The organism is Defluviitoga tunisiensis, from assembly GCF_000953715.1.
Lineage (GTDB): Bacteria > Thermotogota > Thermotogae > Petrotogales > Petrotogaceae > Defluviitoga > Defluviitoga tunisiensis.
This window is the reverse complement of record NZ_LN824141.1, coordinates 1,928,841-1,945,802: the sequence shown is the minus strand read 5'-3', so window position 1 is coordinate 1,945,802 and position 16,962 is coordinate 1,928,841. Positions and strand designations below refer to the sequence as shown.

The following is a 16,962-nucleotide window of genomic DNA, read 5'->3' as shown; positions in this document are numbered from 1 at the left end:
AATCTTTATTTCTAATTTGGTACTTGTACCAGGGAATGAGTGAGAGCTTTGCCCTAGACCCATTATAAATTAAAGATGCTATCTTGATAAAAATCTTTATTTTTATATATTATTTATAATTTCTATAATTTCGCCATATAAAGGACCTGGAGATACTTTGTTTACCTTTACTTTCAAAAATGATCCATTCAATTTTTCTTGACTTTGAAATATAATCAGCTTATTATTAATTGTTCTACCCATATATGTGTTGTTTTTCCCTGCTTTTCCCTCTTGAATTATTGACAAAGTCTTTCCAAGATATTTTTCGTTTTCTTCTAAATTTATTTTTTTCTGAAGGTTCATTATATATTGCAATCTTTTATTTTTTATATGTTTTGGCACATTATCCTCAAAATACTTATGTGCAACTGTACCTTCTCTCGGAGAGTATTCTGCAATGTTTATTCGTTCAAATCTACATTTTTTAATTAAATCCACGGTTTCCTCAAAGTCTTTTTCTGTTTCTGAAGGAAAACCAGTTATTATATCGCTGCTAATTGTTACTTCCGGAATCTCTTTTTGTATCTTATACACTAAATCAATGAATTGTTCTTTTGTATATCTTCTGTTCATTGATTTTAATATTCTGTTGCTACCAGATTGAACGGGTAAGTGGATATATTTTGCAGCCTTTTTTTCTTTTGCTATAGTATCAATTAAGGAGTCGGTGATATCTGAGGGATAAGATGTCATAAACCATATTCTTTTTATTGAATCAAATTGTGCTGATTTTTGAATTAGTAGGTCTAATTTCGGTTTTTTATCTCCAAAATCTTTTCCATAGGAATCAACGTTTTGACCCAAAAATGTAATTTCCTTAAATCCATTTTTGTTATATTCTTCTACTTCGTTAATTATGTCATCTATTGGTCTACTTTTTTCAAATCCACGTGTGTAAGGTACTATACAATACGTGCAATATTTGTTACACCCATATATTATGGTTATCCATGCGTGATGCTTACTAAAAGGTCTTTTTGGAATAGAATAATTAACTTCGTTCAACTTGTCACTAAAATCTGCAAATCTCTCTCCCTTCATTGCACGTTTTACTAAATTACTAATGTCTATTACATTTCTTGTTCCAAATACAAAATCGATTTTTTTAAATCTATCAAGAAGAGCATCTCGTTCTTTTTCTGCTGAACATCCACCTATTCCTATTATCAAATTTTTATTTTTCTCTTTTAATTTTCCATATCCTCCTATAGCTCCATACATTTTATTTTCAGCTTTTTCTCGTACAGAACAACTATTTATTATTATAATATCTGCTTCATCTGGATTTTCTGTCCACTCAAAGCCATCATTAATTAAGAGTCCCGCCATAATTTCACTTTCATTTAAGTTCATCTGGCAACCAAAGGTTCGTATGAAAAACTTCATTCAAATCACTCCAAAAAAATCGGGAGATTATCCCCCGATCATATATAATTGCTAATTAAATTATATGTGGTTAGATTTTTTGATAAAATTAAAATCTATCTTCGTCTTCATCAGGAATTTCTATTTCTTCCTCTTCTTCTATTTCTTCAATAAACTTTTCGTATTTTTCTTCTGCTTTTAACTTTTCAACGATATGTTCATCAAGGACTTCTGAAGTTTCTTCTGTCTCGGTTTCTTCTTGTGTGTCTATTCTTCCTTCTTTTGACTCAATTACAGCATCTGCCATTTTAGAAGTAATTAACATAATAGCCCTTATTGCATCGTCATTAGCAGGTATTACATAATCAATAACGTCAGGATCGCAGTTTGTATCAACCATTGCAATTATAGGAATATTAAGCATATTAGCTTCTCTGACCGCTATCTCTTCTTTCTTAGGATCGACAATAAAAATAACCCCTGGTAATTTGCTCATTCCTCTTAAACCACCGAGGTTTTTTTCTAACTTTTCTAAATTTCTTCTAATGTTTGCTTGCTCTTTCTTAGGGAGTCTTAAAAATTCATCACTTTCTACATATTCAGTTAATTCTTCTAACTTGTCTATTCTTCTTTTAATAGTTTTAAAATTAGTTAATAGACCTCCAAGCCATCTATTGTTTACGTAAAACTCTCCACATCTTCTTGCTTCATCTGCAACAATTTGTTGGGCTTGCTTTTTTGTTCCTACAAACAATACTCTTTTTCTTTCCATTACAGCTTCTTTTAGGAAATCGTATGCTTCGTCAATACCTTTTAAGGTTTTTTGAAGATCGATGATATGAATTCCTTTTCTTTCTGCGAATATATAAGGTTGCATCTTAGGATTCCATCTTCTGGTTCTATGACCAAAATGAGCACCAGATTCCAACAACTGTTTCATGCTAACAACTGACAAAAAAAACACCTCCATCTACTTTGATTTGGTTTTTTAAACCTCCAGCTTTCTCCTTCCTTACACCGACCCTTTTAAAACCTTCGGGCACCGAGGTGAGGAACGAAAACTGTGAGTGTTTATTATATAAAGAAGAATTTAAATAATATTTTCAATCTTTTTTTGTTCTCCCCATAAACTTTCTAGATCGTAAAAACTTCTTCCTTCTTGGGAAAAAATATGTACAATAAACGTACCGGCGTCGACTATCATCCAATCATATCCACTACTTTTATCATACGAAAGAATGGGAATATTTTCATCTTTTAAATATCTAACTACTTCATCTCTCAAAGCAGCCATATGAGTGTCGGAATTTCCAGATACTATAATAAAGTAATCAACCATAATTTCAGAGTTTTCCATATCAATTACGGAAATATCCATTCCTTCTTTTTCATCTAACAGTTCGACAATTTCTTTAACAGATTCAAACACCTCAGATTTTAACAAACAGTTAACACCTCCACTGTAAATTTATAAACTCACAGTTCTATTTTTGAAAGTAAATCAAATTTAGCGGCTTTGGTAGCAACAAATATGGCGTTAGAAATTGCTTCAGCGTCAGAAGAACCATGAGCTTTTACAAGTATTCCGTTTATACCCAAGAAAAAAGTGCCACCATAGCTCCTATAATCAATCTTATTAATCAAGGATTTTAATGAGCCCTTTAAAAATAAAGCTCCTAATTTTGTAAATAATCCACCGCTTTTAATAGCGGTTTTTAATTCATGAAGAATAAAATAAGCGGTTCCTTCTATGGTTTTTAAGACATTATTTCCTGTAAAACCATCTGTAACAATAACATCGCAAGTATCGTCAAATATCTCTCTAGCTTCAACAAATCCAACAAAATTTAAGTTAGAAAAACCTTTTAAAAGATTATAGGCGTCTTTTATTAATGTACTACCTTTTTCTTCTTCTGAACCGATATTTAAGATAGCAACGCGAGGTTTTTCAATATCTAAAAATTTTGCATACGCGATTCCTTCTCTTGCAAAGTCATAAAAATGTTCTGATTTTACCTCAGCATTTGCGCCTGCGTCTACTAATATTTTAGGTTTATTAGATTTTGAAGGGAGAGCTAAAACTAAAGCAGGTCTTTTTATTCCTTCTAATCGTCCCGCAATAAAAGTGCCGCTAGCCAATAATGCTCCCGTATTACCGGCGCTCACAAAAGCGTCTAACTTTTTTTCTTTTAAATATTTACAACCAATATACATAGATGATTCTTCAAGCTTTAGAACGTCTGTAGGTTTTGTGTCGTTAGTTACAAGATTTTTTGCGGGTACAACCTCAACACCTTTTAATGATTCTAAAAAATCATTTGACAAATCATTGCCAATGATAACTAATTCATCGCGAGATAAATAATTGTTTTTTAACGCAAACAACGCGCCCTCAATCACAGCTTCGGGCGCATTATCCCCACCGTAGGCGTCTACCCCTATTTTTATCACAGACATCAATTATTCACCTATTTCTAATATTTGTTTGTCTCCATAATAGCCACAATTCAAACAGACTCTATGTGGTAACTTAGGCTCACCACATTTTTGGCATTTAACAACATTAATTTTGTAAGCTGCATAAAGCTTTGCCTTTCTTGAATGGGTTCTACTTCGAGATGGTTTTTGTTTTGGTACAGCCATGAATAGTTCCTCCTTTAGATTTGAAATTACAAATTATTAATTGCAAGTATCTTTTAAAAACGCTCTTTAAAAAGCACTACTTTTCCAGTAATTTTTTTAATGGCAACAGTCTAGGATCAATTTCATCAGTTTCACAAGAGTGATTTGGATTTTCATTTAAATCAACTCCACAAATTTGACATAATCCTTTACAGTCTTCTTTACATAAAGGAATTTCTGGTACTGCTAATATTATAGCTTCAATTACTCTATTTGTCAAATCAATTATGGAATTATCATAATAAATGGTGTTTTCTAGTGACTTTAATTGTTCTGATTTAGAAAGAAATTTTTCATACCTTCTATCAATATATATAGAATCGAAATTTTCATCGACCCAATATTCTATTGGTTTCAAACATCTAGAACAATGTAGTTGTAACAACGTTTCTACTTTTCCGCTAGCATAAACTTGGTTATCTCGCTTTTCAAGTATAAAAAAAACTTCAATGGGGGATAAAATTTTTGAATTCTCAGCGGGTAGCTCAATTTCTTTCCAATTTCTAATAATTATTCTTCTTTCAATAATCTTTTCAAACTTTTCATATTCAACAACTAGTTGACTACTTTTAAGCTCCTCGTTAAACATATTTCTCACCTCTGCGAAGAATATTTTACTTGATAAAAGTTTACTGGAAAAGAATAATATGTTAAATTTTATTAATATTGTTACTGTAAATAAAAAAAGGCAGACTTATTCTGCCTTTTATATAAATAGTATTTGATTTTATTTTGCTGGAATTTTAAATAGCGAATACAGTGAATATGAAATTACCAACTTTATCATTAAATTCTCCATTTTTCATTAATTCTTCTTCTAGTTCAGAATTATTTTGTAATGTATCTTTGAAATTAAACCCTACGGATATAGATCTTTCAATTACACCTAAGGTTGGTTCTTTTGAATCTATTTGATAAGTAAAACACTCATTTAAAAATTCAGAAAGTGTTGTATTTTCCACACTAGCAACAAATCCAACATCTACCTGATAAGGGGTGTTAGCAATTATTCTTACATTGATATCTTTTTCCATATTCTGAGGGGATGATAAGTCTAATTCATAATCCATCCTATTTGTATCTACTTCAATACTTGCATAACTTGGTATACTTACAAACACAGGTATTGAGACATTGTCTTGTGTCTGCGAAAAAGATAAACTACTTATTAAAAACAAAGAAATTATAAATAATGTTACAAAATTTATCTTTTTCATAAAATTTCCCTACCTTAATAAATTTTCAATAAAATTATATCATGATAAAATGAAAAAGTCAAATTTATTGTTAATTTATAGTAATGATTTTAAGAGGTATTTATAATTTTTATTGAATTTTTATTGATAAAATTTATATAAATTCTTGAAATAAGGTATAATATTTAATAATAAGGTTTTAAAAAGAAAGAAGGAGTTAAAATAGTATGAAGAAATTACTTTATATTACATTATTTATATTTTTTACTTTAACTTCATTTTCAACAAATTATTCAGGATATTTAGGAGATATCGAATTTATATTTGACCAAAACAATGTTGATAATGATGTTCGAATAATTAGACTAACCGGTGCACAATCCGGTCTATCTTCTGAACTGTCTTTTAATAGTAATTATAATTTGTTTTGTTATGAAGAAAATATGGGTAATAATTATTTAACGCTTAATGGATACTATGAAAACAATGCATTTTTAATTAGGCTTGATTTACAAAAGCGTGCCTTGTGGGAAGCCAATTTTCAAAAAATCTTTCTGCTTGAAGGTCAAAGAATAAATATTGGACAAGTTATGCTTAAATCGAATGGTAGTAATATTGCATATTATAATATTGTATATGTTGTTCCAAATTATGATATAGAATATAGTATGACTGAGAATAAAATTGTATTTGATTTTACACCGTTGTATGAAGGTGAAACTAATTCTATATGGTGGAAAGAAGAATTTTCTAATGTTATATTTTCTTCAAACAATTTACCTCCCTTAAATCTTAGAGTACATTTGCAACCAGTTAATCAAGAATTTGAATTTTTAACTGACGAATTGAAGTTGACAGGGACTCAAAGCCCTTATTTTTCAGGCAGTTCTATAAATTTCTCTGTACAAGTTGGTACAAATATTGGCAATCATTATAATAATTACGCGGCTAAATTACAAAAAATGTATTTTGATGCAGGTTGTCCACAAGAAGGTTTACATGTTGCAGATGCAGTTGTTTCAATTCCGATGGAAGGTGGTTATTATTTTTATGTTGCTATTCCTGTTTATTATCTTATAACAGGACCTTCGATAAATGTTGTTGTTGATGGAAGTTTTCACTTGATTTTTAATCCTGCAAATCCAGAAAATGGTTATACTTCTGTTGTACCTGTAACTATAACTTCTAGTATCCCATCATTTAATATTAATTTGAAACTGGAAATATTTAATGAATACAATTTATTACACAATTACATATTTTTGATAAATGATCAAACAATTCCTGTTAGTAATGGCGAATATTCTTTTGATATTGAATTAAAAGCAAACTTTGCTGATTTATGGAATCAAAAGAAAGAACAAATTTTGATCCTTTTTCAAGACGGAGTTTTTACTGTAGATAACGATGTTCGAATAGGGAATGTTTATATTACCCTTTCTTCTTCCTAATATCAGATTCGAGTTAACTTCCTACATCTATACTAAGGCCCTTTGATAATGTTGTTGAGAGCAAGGGAGGATCCTCTCAGATCTTAATTTTATAAATTCAAAAAGCATGTATTTTTGATACTCTTCACTTCGAAAATTTACAAAAATATTGTTTTATTATTTTTATAATAATATTTATTCTTATTTTTATAATAAAGATATAATAAGAAAGAATATTGTTTATTTCAATTATAATGAGCAATATATATGGGGGATAAAAGGCGTGAAGTTGTATAAAATAATTACTGCTTTATTTTTTTTAATATTAGGAATCACTATTTCATATGCACAGGTTTCTGACAGCCAAACAATATCTGTATATTTAAGTGTTCCAGAGTTTATAAAGATTACGAATTTGAGTAAAGATCAAATGTCCTTTGAGATCAATTTATCAGAAGGCTATATAATCTTTCAGGATAGTATTTTATTTGATGTCTATGCAAATATTGATTATTTATTAGTATTAGAATTTAAATTAAAAAACGATCTGAATGAAGAAATTAAGATGCTTGTTGAGGAAACTTACGGTTCTTATATAACAGACCTATCAAATCAGTTGATAGTCAGTGCTAAAGAACGTCTTTTTGCGGAAAGAAACAAAGGAATAGAGAAATACAAATTAATTTTCGAAATGGATATGTCTGAATTTGTAAGTAGTAAGCTGCCTCAATTTGAAGGACAGATTGGAAATATCGAAATAATAGTGTCTAAGATAGAAACCTTGTGATGTATCCGATGACATTTTTTGTTGATGTTGTGGGATTTTAAAATTAAATAGATATTTATGAACTTATGAAAAGCATGTAATAAAAAAGCCAATATAATTGAGTGAAGTGAGTTTTATAATAATACGTGAAACTGTAACATAATTTTGATTGAATTTTTATTGATAATTATTGAATTTTTAGTTCTAAAAATATAATGTTGTTAAAGATATAAAAATCTTAAATAATATAATATTTATTAGGGGGTAACAAGGAGTCAAGTCCAAAATAGTGTGTAAATTACCTCGGTTACAATATAGTACCTTAATAAGTCAATAATCATAAGCGTTTATGCCGCGAAAGCTGTTGACAATGAGTACATGGCATGTTAGGCTAGCTAGCCGGGCATCACCTTCTCACCAAGGCCTGACCCCCATTAAAGTAAGGGGTGATGCCCGTGATGCCTATAAACATGCCATGAGAGGCTCGTTGTCAACAGAACGTGGAATAAATGCGTGTTTTATGCAGCAGTGATGGGGTTTGGATTCTTCTCCTTATGGGTTTGGTAATACAGCTGCATATCAAAGTATTTACGCCCCGTCTGCCACTTTTCATCCTGTTCCATCAATAGAGCGCCCATGAGACGTATGACAGATGCCTCATTAGGGAAGATCCTAATCACTCGTTCTCGACGGCGAATTTCCTGGTTAAGCCTCTCGACACCATTGGTAGTACGAAGCCTTTTTCTATACTTTAGAGGTAGTGCAAGCACTGCAGTTATGTCATCAAATGCCTCGTCTAGAAGGCCTGTCATTTTCGGTGCCTTGGCTTCATAAGTTTCGATGATCTGATCCCGGATTTTGCGAGCGCTCTCAAGATCAACAGCTTCATAAAGCCGGCGTAGTTCTTCCTTAACTTCAGGCTGCAATGCTTTGGGTGTATGGTCCAGCATGTTCCTGGAAAAATGAGTTTGGCAGCGCTGCCAACTAGCTCCCTGAAAGTGCCTTCTAACAGCATTAACCAATCCTTTGTGGTCATCGGAGGTAACAAGATCGACATTTTTTAGTCCCCGGTCTTTAAGGGAAGAAAAGAACTCTCCCCAACTGCTTTCTGATTCGCTGTTAGCTAATTGAAATCCAATGATTTCACGATAGCCTTCCTCGTTTACGGCTACGGCAATCAACAAACCTCTTGACTGTACACGACCATTTTCTCTAACCTTTACATAGATGGCATCCACCGTGAGAAAGGGATAATGGCACTTTAAAGGTCGTGTTCTAAATGCCTCCACTATGGGATCAAGCTTCTTGCAAAGAGTGGAGACAGCTGATTTAGAAAATTTCTTGCCGCATAGTTCTTCGGTAATTTGCTCTACTTTTCGGGTAGAAACGCCATTTATGACCATCTCCATCATTGCCAGCACCAGTGCTTGTTCACTGCGTTGATAACGGGAAAATAGTTCTGTAGAGAACTGGCCATTGCGATGCCTCGGTACCCGCAAAGTGAGTGTGCCCACTCGAGTAGTCAATTGTCTTTCTCGAAATCCATTGCGGTAGGCGGTTCTTGTTTCTGTACGCTCATAAGGTTCTGCTCCTATTTGTTCTGTAGATTGGGCTAAGAGAACCTGGTTGAAGATTTCTTCCAATAATTTAGAAAATGCTTCATCCCTGCCATTTGATAAAAATAATCCGTGCAAAAGTTCCTCGGTTATAGTAATATTAAACTGAGCCATGGTTCATCCTCCTCGGTTTGGTATTTGTGTCGTAACTATATTCTAACCGAGGCATGAGCTTTGGCTCAACTTATTTTTCTTTTTACACCATTATATAGACTTAATCGTAACAAGGTATGAAAAGAATTTTAGGAATATTGTCAGTATTATTGGTTTTAGCAGTATCAGTGTTAGCAGTAGCAGATACAGAAACTGTTCCTGTTTATTTAGAGGTTCCGGCTTTTGTAAGAATTACAGTGAATGAAGAAGTTGATGGAGCTTTTAATTTAGTTTTTGATCCTGCTGATCCAGAAAGTACAGTTGAAGATACGGTTGCATTATTGGCTGAAGCGAATGTTAATTATGATGTGGATTACTCTCTATTACCAGTTCAATCATATTCAAATTGGGCAAACTTAATTAGTGTAACAATAGATAAATCTGTAAGTGGTTTTGGACAACCAGGAGAAGTAAGTTTCAATGCTACTGCGTATTTCAATGCTACTGCGTATATTAATGATTATTTAAGTTATGGAACCGTTCCTGCAAACACCCACATTGCTGATGTTGTTTTTACAATTAGTTCAATATAAAAATTTGTATAAAAATAAATAATAATAAAAAGTTAAGAATTTGCCCCCAAAAGTGTTAAAATTAACTTGAAGGGGCAAATTTTTATTTTTCTTATTTTGTTATATAATTAGATCTTACTAGTTTTTAGTTCCTTCGATTTTGGGTTTTATTATGGGAAAGGAGGATGTTTGTGTCTACTACGAAAAATGTGTTTTTAATTATTATTTTTTCTGTTTTGTTTTTTTTGATTTCTTTCTCTCAAATTAGTGTGACTCCTTTATCTGTTGAAAAATATGTCAGACCTGGTGAAACGATAACTGAAACCTTCTACATACTACCTGGAAATACTACACAACAAGTCAGTATTGCGCTTTTTCAATTGGTGCAAGATTTTTCTGGAAATTTCAATTATGAAGAAGTTGATCCTGATTCTTTTTTATATTCGAGTTGGATTCAATATGATAATCTGGTAACAGTACCAGCAGGCACAACAACTGCTACCGAGGTAAAAATAAATATTCCCATGAATGCTCCTTTTGGTACGTATAATTTTATTTTAATGTTTACCCCAAGGGTCGAAACAAGCGGGCAGTTAGGAATAATTATTAGATATGCTATCAGATTGACAATACATGTTGAAGGTATAACAATTACACAAATACGTATAGATGATCTTGAAGTTGTTCCTAACGAAGAGCGACGACCTACCGTTGTAACCTCAATTCTTAATGACTCAAGTTTTGATCTGATTGTATCAATAGAAGCAGTTTTAAGGGATCAAAAAGGAAAAATTATTGAAAGGTTCCCGTTAAAGATTCAATATATGGAAAGAAATAATTTGTCCGCTCAAAGGATTTTAAAAGGTAATAAAGTAATGTTCTATGGAACACCAAAATATTTACTTTCTCCTGGTGATTACAAATTGAATCTCTTCGTAAATTATTCTGATAGACAAAAGGTTTTTACTTTTAATATAACAGTTCCAGCAGAAGGGTTTTCGTTTGCCCCGCTTGAAGAACTAGCTTTAGTTTTAGATCAAAATGAATTTAGCTTTACTCTTTATCCTGGTGCTGTTAAATCGTTTGTAGTAGGTTTTCAAAATTTATCAAATAAAAATGTTACAGTTAAAATAGGTGCAAAAGATTTTCCTGGATTAGACAAAAAATACTCTTTGATTTCTTGGTTAACTTCAAGATCCACAGAAACGATGGTTGTATATCCTCAAAGACCAGCAAGGGCAATTATGTCAATAAGTGTACCAAAAGATGCCCAAGAAGGTGGATACTACGGGAAAATCGTTTTGAATGTTTATGATGAATTAGAAAATCTTTTAACTCAAAAAGAAGTCAATATTGAATTAATAATTGGAAAAGTTGAATATGATGTTGAATTGGTAAGTACTAATTATGAGGTTGTGGAAGGTATTGGAATATTCAGTGCCGTTGTAAAAAATATTGGAAGTGGATATTTAATACCTAAAGGTTCGTTAAGTATTATAAATTCAAAAGGTGTAAGTATAGGTGTTTATGATTTAGTACCTTCTAGTGAGGAATGGGTAGTGCCTGAAAAAGAGGTTTTGCTTTTAGGTGAAGTACCAGATTTAGATATATCACAGGACTATAGTTATATATTGACAATATATAACAAAGAAAATAAGCTAAAAACCTTCGAAGGAACATTTTTTAATTCAAAGTGATTAGTTATCGGATTATTGTAAATATTTAAAAGAACCTTAAAAAGGGGGGACATTATGAAAAATAACAAATTTAAAATCGTATTGGTATTGATTTTTATTTTATTAATTTCAGTTTTGACTCTATCTCAAGAAATTTCTTCACCAATTGTTACAGCTGTTTTTTATAACACCGATTTGATAGAAGCATTAAACGAAATTTCTTTACAAACAGGAGTTATTATACTTACTGATCAATATGTAACTGGATTAGTTACCGCAGAATTTTATGACGTCGAATTAGAAACAGTCTTAGATTTACTTTTATTACCTGGGGGATATTCTTACAAAAAGATTGATGAAAGTGTGTATTTTGTTGGCCTCGCTGATCCAAAAAGTCATAATTTTTTGAATTTAGCAGAGGTTAAAATTTTTCCTTTAAAATACATCACAACCGAAAAATTCATCTCGTTAGTTCCAGATACTTTGCAGCAATATATAAAAGCAAACAAAGAAAGTAATGAACTTGTCGTATATGCACCAAGAGATAAAATAAGCTATATTGAAGATTTAGTTCTGCAATTAGACAAAAATGAACCTTACATTGAATTGACAATCTATATTCTTGAGACAAATGAAAGCTCTTCAGAGACGATAAAAGGCAATGTTTTTAAAATTAATCAAGACGGTATAAAAAATAATTTTTATTATTCATATCCTAATATAGGTTTTTCAATTCAGGATCTTTTTGAGGCCGAAATAGAGATGTACGAAAAAGCAGAAACTGCTAATTTAATTACTAAGCAGAGTGTGAAAGTTTTGCCAGGTGAAAAAGCTACTTTGTATTTGAAAAGTATAGATACTATATTATTTGTTTCGTCGTACAGGACAGAGTTTAGAACATTGGAAGATGGCATTGAAATAGAAATGACTCCTAAATATTTAAACGACATTTTGCAAATAACTTTTAAAACAAAATCTTCAAATATTATGGATATTAAAAGAGATTCTTATATTATTTCTGAATCGCGATTAGAGACTAAAGTAAATGTATTTCCTTCAGAGGTCTTATTAGTAGCTGATTTAGACATGAGTCAGCTTTATTCTAAAAAAGGTGGAACTAGTTTTTTAAAAGATTTACCTTTTTTGAGATTTTTATTTGGAGACAATGAAAAACGAGATCAAAATAAACGATTGATGATTTTTTTAACCTCGTCTCTTTTTGATCAAGGGGATGGTATAAAATGAAGAAAAATATCTTTTTGATTGTAATTAGTATACTGTTTTTTTCTTTGATTATTTTTAGTCAAAGTTCTCAGATGTATAACTATGCTATATATTCTATGCTCAACGGAGATAGTAGATCTGAAAGTGTTTTGGGAAGTATTGCAGTTATTCATGGATATTCATTAAATTTTGAATCAAGCGGGGTAGTAGATTTATCTTTTACAATAACGCCTTTAAATAATTTAGGGAATGTTGTAAGAACAAAGATAGTTATTAAAAGCACAAATTTATATTTTGAAGATACTTTTGATTTATTAAAAGGACAAAAAAATTATATAGCTTCTGTAATGTATAATGTTGATGATGCAGAAAAAATGCTTGATATATATGTAAACGTTAATGATATTGACAAGTTAGAATTTGTAGGAAGCAAAGAAGAACCTTCTAAGGAAAATAGAGTCACAATTAAAGGCTCTTATATGGATTTTGCTAACTTCAATAAAGATTTTTCTCCTGAGATAGAATTAGAGTTAAATGATATGGTATTTGTTGGAACTAGAAATATTTTTAATAGGGAGCAATTAGGTTTTTATTTTGGTGGAATCATTAAAGGTTTGAAATTAGGTATTTATGCTCAAAACGATGCTTTTTATATATTTTTAAATGATAAAACTCATATAGATTCATTTGAATTTATTGCTAATTTTGTACCGTTTGCCTTTTCCGATAATAGTATGGATTTTTATGGAGATTTTAGTGTAGTAACGTATAAACATTTTGATTCTTTTGAGTTATTGAATGAAAAATTAAAAAGTAATTTTATACTAGGCTTTGGTCTATCTTATTTTGAGAAAAAATATGATTTTGATTTTAATTTTGGTTTGAATGGAAATTATGAGAATATAAATTATAATATGCTTTTTGGATATAATTTTATATCAAATCAAGGTTCTTTTTTTACAAGTGTATCAATTGATTTTTAAGTAGACAATGAAATAATTAAATGATTAGGTGAAAAAAAAAAATGTTAAAAGTATTTACATTTGGTGAATTCGCTATTTATAAAGAAGATAAAAAAATTGAAAGCTTCAAGTCAAGGAAAGCTATGGAGCTTTTTAAGTTTTTGTTATTAAATAAAAATAAGAAGGTTCCTCTTTTAGATATATACGATATTTTTTGGCCTGGCTTTGATGACGAAAGCGCAAGATTAAACCTAAATACGACCTTGTATTACATAAGAAAACAACTGGATATTAGTAGCGAAGAACTAGGAATTAAGGAAGATTATTGCTTATTTTCAATGAAGGATATTTACATTGATTTTGAAGAATTTCTTAAATTATATGACGAAGCTTTTAAAGAAAAAGAGATTAATAGAAGATTATTTTTACTTTTAAAGGCATCTTCTCTTTATAAGGGTGATTTATTTGATGAAAATGTATACGATGAATGGGTAAGGGATCAGAAGGAATATTTCAAGAGGCTGTACATTGATGTTTTGCTTGAAATAGGTTATTTATACGAACAATTAAAGGACAAAATTGATGCCCAATATTACCTACAAAAGGCTTTTTATTATTCACAGCGAGAAGATGCATGGCTTAGTTTGATAAGATTTTATGAAAATAATCATGAAAAAGATAAGGCAATTAGCTTATTTAATCAATACAAAGAATTCTTTGGATATAATGAGTACCCCGTTTCTCAGAAGAATGTTAATTATAGTACTTTAGAAACCCCAAATATAGAAAGAAATGGAAATGTTCTTTCCCTTGATCTATTTAATATTATTTTGGATTTAGAAAGACTTAAAAGAGATAAGGATTATGTAATGATAGAACTAAAATTAAAAAAGAAAGTAGATAAAAGTATTTTAGATAAGTTTTGTGAGCAAATTAGAAGAGAAGATGTAATTTATTTTGGTGGAGATGAATTGAAAATTATATTTAGAGGTATAAAGGATGTAAAAGAAAGTAGGGAAGTAGTGGTTAAAAAAGTATCAGATTTTTTTAATGAAGAAAAGATTGAATTTTCAATAATCAATGTCGAGTAATGACTTATTTTTGAAATGGGGGAGATAGTTATTTATGGATGAAGATACTAGGCTTTCAAAGGGCGAAAGGGATTTTCTTTTATCTGAACTAGAAAAAAATAACAATTGCTTTTATAAAGATGAGATTAGAGGGTTTGATAAAAGTTCAATTTTACTTTTAGATGAATTAAATGAGTTGATATTTATTATTAATAACGAAGGAAAGATAGTGTTTGTTAATAATATAGTGACAAGTTATGGGTACTCAAAGGAGGAATTAGACAAAAAATTTGTTTTTGAGTTTTTCCAAGATAAAACCAAGAACTTATTAGAATACTTTTTTAACAAAAAAAATATAAATAAGCTTTGGATTTTTAAAGATCAGTTTTTGGCGAAAAATGGAGATAAAATTCCTTTTGAATTTAAGTTAAAAAATTTTTTTCAAAATGAAATTCTTTATTTTATTTTGATAGGTAGGGATTTGAGCGAGTATGTTCAATATCAAAAAGAGATAGAAAATTTAAAAAGAGATCGAACAATTGCTGAAAAAGCAATTCAAAAATCGGGGATTGGTATTTGGCAATGGGATATTTTAACAGGTAAGATAGTTTATGACGAGATGTATAAAATTCTATTAGGATATCAAGTAGATCCATTTAAAGGAAGTTTTGAAAAGATTATGGAACATATTCATGAAGAAGACCAAGAAAAAATAATTTATAATATTAAAGAACATTTTTTTGAAAGATCAGAGACATTCTCATCGTTTTATAGGATAAAAGATGTAAAAGAAGATTATAAATATTTCTTTTCTAGAGGGGTTGTTATTGAAAGAGATAGATTAGGGCTTCCCAACTTTATGATAGGTATATATACTTTAGTAAAAGAATGTGAAGAAAAGTTTAAAGAGATCGCAGAAGGCAAAAATTATTTGCAGAAAATTATAGATAACATGGATCAAGGTCTAGTCGTTATTGATAGTAATTATAAATTCAAATTAGCTAATACATTTTTTTATACTTCTTTAAATATGCCAGAAAATATTGATTCTATTAAAAATATTGTTGATAAAGATCATATGTCTTTATTTGAAGAAAAGATAAATGAATTAAAGAATAAAAAGGAAGGAACAGTTTCTTTTGAATGTAAACTAATAAATAAAAACAATGAATATGTCTATGCCTTCGTTACTGGGTTATCATATGATGGAGAGGCAGAAGAGATAATTCTAATAATAACCGATATAACTCAAAGGAAAAAGTTTGAAGAACTCCTTAGAAAATATGCGACTATAGATGATTTAACTGATGCATATAATAGAAGAGCAGGGTTTTTAGCTTTAGAAAAATCATTAGAAATTGCTAAATTAAAAAAAGAACCCTTGAGTGTAATTTTTATAGATGTTGATAATTTAAAAACGATTAATGATAATTTTGGTCATGATGCAGGGGATTTTGTTTTGAGAAAAATTGCCGATATAATTAGAAATTCTATTAGAGATAGTGATATTTTAATAAGGGTTGGTGGAGATGAGTTCGTATTAGGGTTACCAAGTGCAAGAAAGCAAGATGCCGAAAAGATCGTAAATAGGATCAAAGAAGCTCTTAATAATATAAAAATTGATGAAGATATGAGGATAGATTTAAGCTATGGTATATGTGAATACAATGATTTTGAAAAAGACTTAGATATAGAAGATCTTATAAAAGCAGCAGATAATAAGATGTATGAGATGAAGAAAAGCAAAGATAAAAGCACGTAATCTTGACAGAGTATATTATTAATGTTATAATTAATCAAGATAATAGAATAATCCAACTACGGAGAGGTGACCGAGTGGCCGAAGGTGCTTGCCTGCTAAGCAAGTGTAGAGGTAACTCTACCGAGGGTTCGAATCCCTCCCTCTCCGCCATTGTTTATTGTATGTGCCTGTAGCTCAATTGGATAGAGCGTTGGACTGCGGATCCGGAGGTTGCCGGTTCAAATCCGGCCAGGCACGCCACTATTTTCTATATCAATATTTATGCATATAAAAACATCGGCCAATTATGGCCGATGTTTTGAATTTTATACAGCTTTTTGCACTTTTCCTGATTTTAAGCATCTTGTACATACGTATTTTCTTTTGACAGAACCATCTGAAGTGATAATTCTTATCTTTTGCAAATTTGGTGCCCATGTTCTTTTTGTAATAACTTTTGATTTAGCAACGGTATTTCCTGATTTAGGCTCTTTTCCACATATTTCACATTTTCTTGCCACGATTAA

At 30.5% G+C, this 16,962-nt stretch carries 17 protein-coding genes and 2 tRNA genes; 10 read left to right on the top strand and 9 right to left on the bottom strand.

The window, feature by feature from the left end:
• Positions 1–102 precede the first annotated feature (102 nt).
• From miaB to DTL3_RS08850, 7 genes are all read right to left on the bottom strand, one after another.
• Positions 103–1,428 (bottom strand): tRNA (N6-isopentenyl adenosine(37)-C2)-methylthiotransferase MiaB, encoded by a 1,326-nt coding sequence (gene miaB / locus DTL3_RS08880; RefSeq protein ID WP_045088398.1) that lies wholly within the window; start codon positions 1,426–1,428, stop codon positions 103–105.
• Between the two features lie 88 nt (positions 1,429–1,516).
• Positions 1,517–2,362: a 30S ribosomal protein S2 gene (gene rpsB / locus DTL3_RS08875; protein ID WP_045088397.1), complete on the bottom strand. Its 846-nt coding sequence runs from the start codon at positions 2,360–2,362 to the stop codon at positions 1,517–1,519.
• Between the two features lie 135 nt (positions 2,363–2,497).
• Complete coding sequence (gene rsfS / locus DTL3_RS08870) at positions 2,498–2,851, bottom strand: ribosome silencing factor (protein WP_052670471.1); 354 nt, start codon at positions 2,849–2,851, stop codon at positions 2,498–2,500.
• A 32-nt stretch (positions 2,852–2,883) separates the two neighbouring features.
• Positions 2,884–3,864, bottom strand: a complete 981-nt coding sequence (gene plsX, locus DTL3_RS08865; protein WP_084217277.1) for a phosphate acyltransferase PlsX — start codon at positions 3,862–3,864, stop codon at positions 2,884–2,886.
• A 3-nt stretch (positions 3,865–3,867) separates the two neighbouring features.
• Positions 3,868–4,050 (bottom strand): 50S ribosomal protein L32, encoded by a 183-nt coding sequence (gene rpmF / locus DTL3_RS08860; protein WP_045088396.1) that lies wholly within the window; start codon positions 4,048–4,050, stop codon positions 3,868–3,870.
• Positions 4,051–4,126: 76 nt separating this feature from the next.
• Complete coding sequence (locus DTL3_RS08855) at positions 4,127–4,678, bottom strand: YceD family protein (RefSeq protein ID WP_052670469.1); 552 nt, start codon at positions 4,676–4,678, stop codon at positions 4,127–4,129.
• Positions 4,679–4,832: 154 nt separating this feature from the next.
• Positions 4,833–5,306, bottom strand: a complete 474-nt coding sequence (locus DTL3_RS08850) for a hypothetical protein (RefSeq protein WP_045088395.1) — start codon at positions 5,304–5,306, stop codon at positions 4,833–4,835.
• Positions 5,307–5,512: 206 nt separating this feature from the next.
• Here DTL3_RS08850 and DTL3_RS08845 point away from each other — a divergent pair, with 206 nt between their 5' ends.
• Together DTL3_RS08845 and DTL3_RS08840 are read left to right on the top strand one after the other, a co-directional pair.
• Positions 5,513–6,736: a hypothetical protein gene (locus DTL3_RS08845; RefSeq protein ID WP_045088394.1), complete on the top strand. Its 1,224-nt coding sequence runs from the start codon at positions 5,513–5,515 to the stop codon at positions 6,734–6,736.
• Positions 6,737–6,998: 262 nt separating this feature from the next.
• Complete coding sequence (locus DTL3_RS08840; protein ID WP_045088393.1) at positions 6,999–7,502, top strand: hypothetical protein; 504 nt, start codon at positions 6,999–7,001, stop codon at positions 7,500–7,502.
• Positions 7,503–7,999: 497 nt separating this feature from the next.
• On the opposite strand, the gene DTL3_RS08835 is transcribed toward DTL3_RS08840, so the two are convergent.
• Positions 8,000–9,211 (bottom strand): IS256 family transposase, encoded by a 1,212-nt coding sequence (locus DTL3_RS08835; protein ID WP_045088392.1) that lies wholly within the window; start codon positions 9,209–9,211, stop codon positions 8,000–8,002.
• Between the two features lie 116 nt (positions 9,212–9,327).
• Here DTL3_RS08835 and DTL3_RS08830 point away from each other — a divergent pair, with 116 nt between their 5' ends.
• The 8 genes from DTL3_RS08830 (at position 9,328) to DTL3_RS08795 (ending at position 16,696) form a co-directional block, all read left to right on the top strand.
• Positions 9,328–9,783: a hypothetical protein gene (locus DTL3_RS08830; protein ID WP_045088391.1), complete on the top strand. Its 456-nt coding sequence runs from the start codon at positions 9,328–9,330 to the stop codon at positions 9,781–9,783.
• A 170-nt stretch (positions 9,784–9,953) separates the two neighbouring features.
• Entirely contained in the window at positions 9,954–11,459 is a 1,506-nt protein-coding gene (locus DTL3_RS08825) for a COG1470 family protein (protein WP_045088390.1), read from the top strand.
• Positions 11,460–11,513: 54 nt separating this feature from the next.
• Positions 11,514–12,683 (top strand): type II secretion system protein GspD, encoded by a 1,170-nt coding sequence (locus DTL3_RS08820; protein ID WP_045088389.1) that lies wholly within the window; start codon positions 11,514–11,516, stop codon positions 12,681–12,683.
• Positions 12,680–13,645 (top strand): hypothetical protein, encoded by a 966-nt coding sequence (locus DTL3_RS08815; RefSeq protein ID WP_045088388.1) that lies wholly within the window; start codon positions 12,680–12,682, stop codon positions 13,643–13,645. The genes DTL3_RS08820 and DTL3_RS08815 overlap by 4 nt, the downstream gene beginning before the upstream one ends.
• Positions 13,646–13,686: 41 nt before the next feature.
• Positions 13,687–14,715 carry an AfsR/SARP family transcriptional regulator gene (locus tag DTL3_RS08810; RefSeq protein WP_045088387.1) on the top strand — a complete coding sequence of 343 codons (1,029 nt, stop codon included), beginning with the start codon at positions 13,687–13,689 and terminating at the stop codon, positions 14,713–14,715.
• A gap of 34 nt (positions 14,716–14,749) precedes the next feature.
• A complete protein-coding gene (locus DTL3_RS08805; protein WP_045088386.1) occupies positions 14,750–16,456 on the top strand; it encodes a diguanylate cyclase in 1,707 nt (568 codons plus the stop codon).
• A gap of 60 nt (positions 16,457–16,516) precedes the next feature.
• A tRNA-Ser gene (locus tag DTL3_RS08800) sits at positions 16,517–16,606 on the top strand.
• A 13-nt stretch (positions 16,607–16,619) separates the two neighbouring features.
• Positions 16,620–16,696: transfer RNA gene (locus DTL3_RS08795), tRNA-Arg, on the top strand.
• Between the two features lie 65 nt (positions 16,697–16,761).
• Here the strand turns inward: DTL3_RS08795 and rpmB are convergent.
• Positions 16,762–16,956 carry a 50S ribosomal protein L28 gene (gene rpmB / locus DTL3_RS08790; RefSeq protein ID WP_045088385.1) on the bottom strand — a complete coding sequence of 65 codons (195 nt, stop codon included), beginning with the start codon at positions 16,954–16,956 and terminating at the stop codon, positions 16,762–16,764.
• Between the last annotated feature and the right edge of the window lie 6 nt (positions 16,957–16,962).

What these genes read in the sequence shown, in the direction of transcription:
- DTL3_RS08850 (WP_045088395.1), bottom strand. Translation starts at nt 5,306, where the DNA reads ATGAAAAAGATAAATTTTGTAACATTATTTATAATTTCTTTGTTTTTA.
- DTL3_RS08845 (WP_045088394.1), top strand. Translation starts at nt 5,513, where the DNA reads ATGAAGAAATTACTTTATATTACATTATTTATATTTTTTACTTTAACT.
- DTL3_RS08805 (WP_045088386.1), top strand. Translation starts at nt 14,750, where the DNA reads ATGGATGAAGATACTAGGCTTTCAAAGGGCGAAAGGGATTTTCTTTTA.
- rpmF (WP_045088396.1), bottom strand. Translation starts at nt 4,050, where the DNA reads ATGGCTGTACCAAAACAAAAACCATCTCGAAGTAGAACCCATTCAAGA.
- plsX (WP_084217277.1), bottom strand. Translation starts at nt 3,864, where the DNA reads ATGTCTGTGATAAAAATAGGGGTAGACGCCTACGGTGGGGATAATGCG.
- DTL3_RS08855 (WP_052670469.1), bottom strand. Translation starts at nt 4,678, where the DNA reads ATGTTTAACGAGGAGCTTAAAAGTAGTCAACTAGTTGTTGAATATGAA.
- DTL3_RS08835 (WP_045088392.1), bottom strand. Translation starts at nt 9,211, where the DNA reads ATGGCTCAGTTTAATATTACTATAACCGAGGAACTTTTGCACGGATTA.
- DTL3_RS08815 (WP_045088388.1), top strand. Translation starts at nt 12,680, where the DNA reads ATGAAGAAAAATATCTTTTTGATTGTAATTAGTATACTGTTTTTTTCT.
- miaB (WP_045088398.1), bottom strand. Translation starts at nt 1,428, where the DNA reads ATGAAGTTTTTCATACGAACCTTTGGTTGCCAGATGAACTTAAATGAA.
- DTL3_RS08830 (WP_045088391.1), top strand. Translation starts at nt 9,328, where the DNA reads ATGAAAAGAATTTTAGGAATATTGTCAGTATTATTGGTTTTAGCAGTA.
- DTL3_RS08810 (WP_045088387.1), top strand. Translation starts at nt 13,687, where the DNA reads ATGTTAAAAGTATTTACATTTGGTGAATTCGCTATTTATAAAGAAGAT.
- DTL3_RS08820 (WP_045088389.1), top strand. Translation starts at nt 11,514, where the DNA reads ATGAAAAATAACAAATTTAAAATCGTATTGGTATTGATTTTTATTTTA.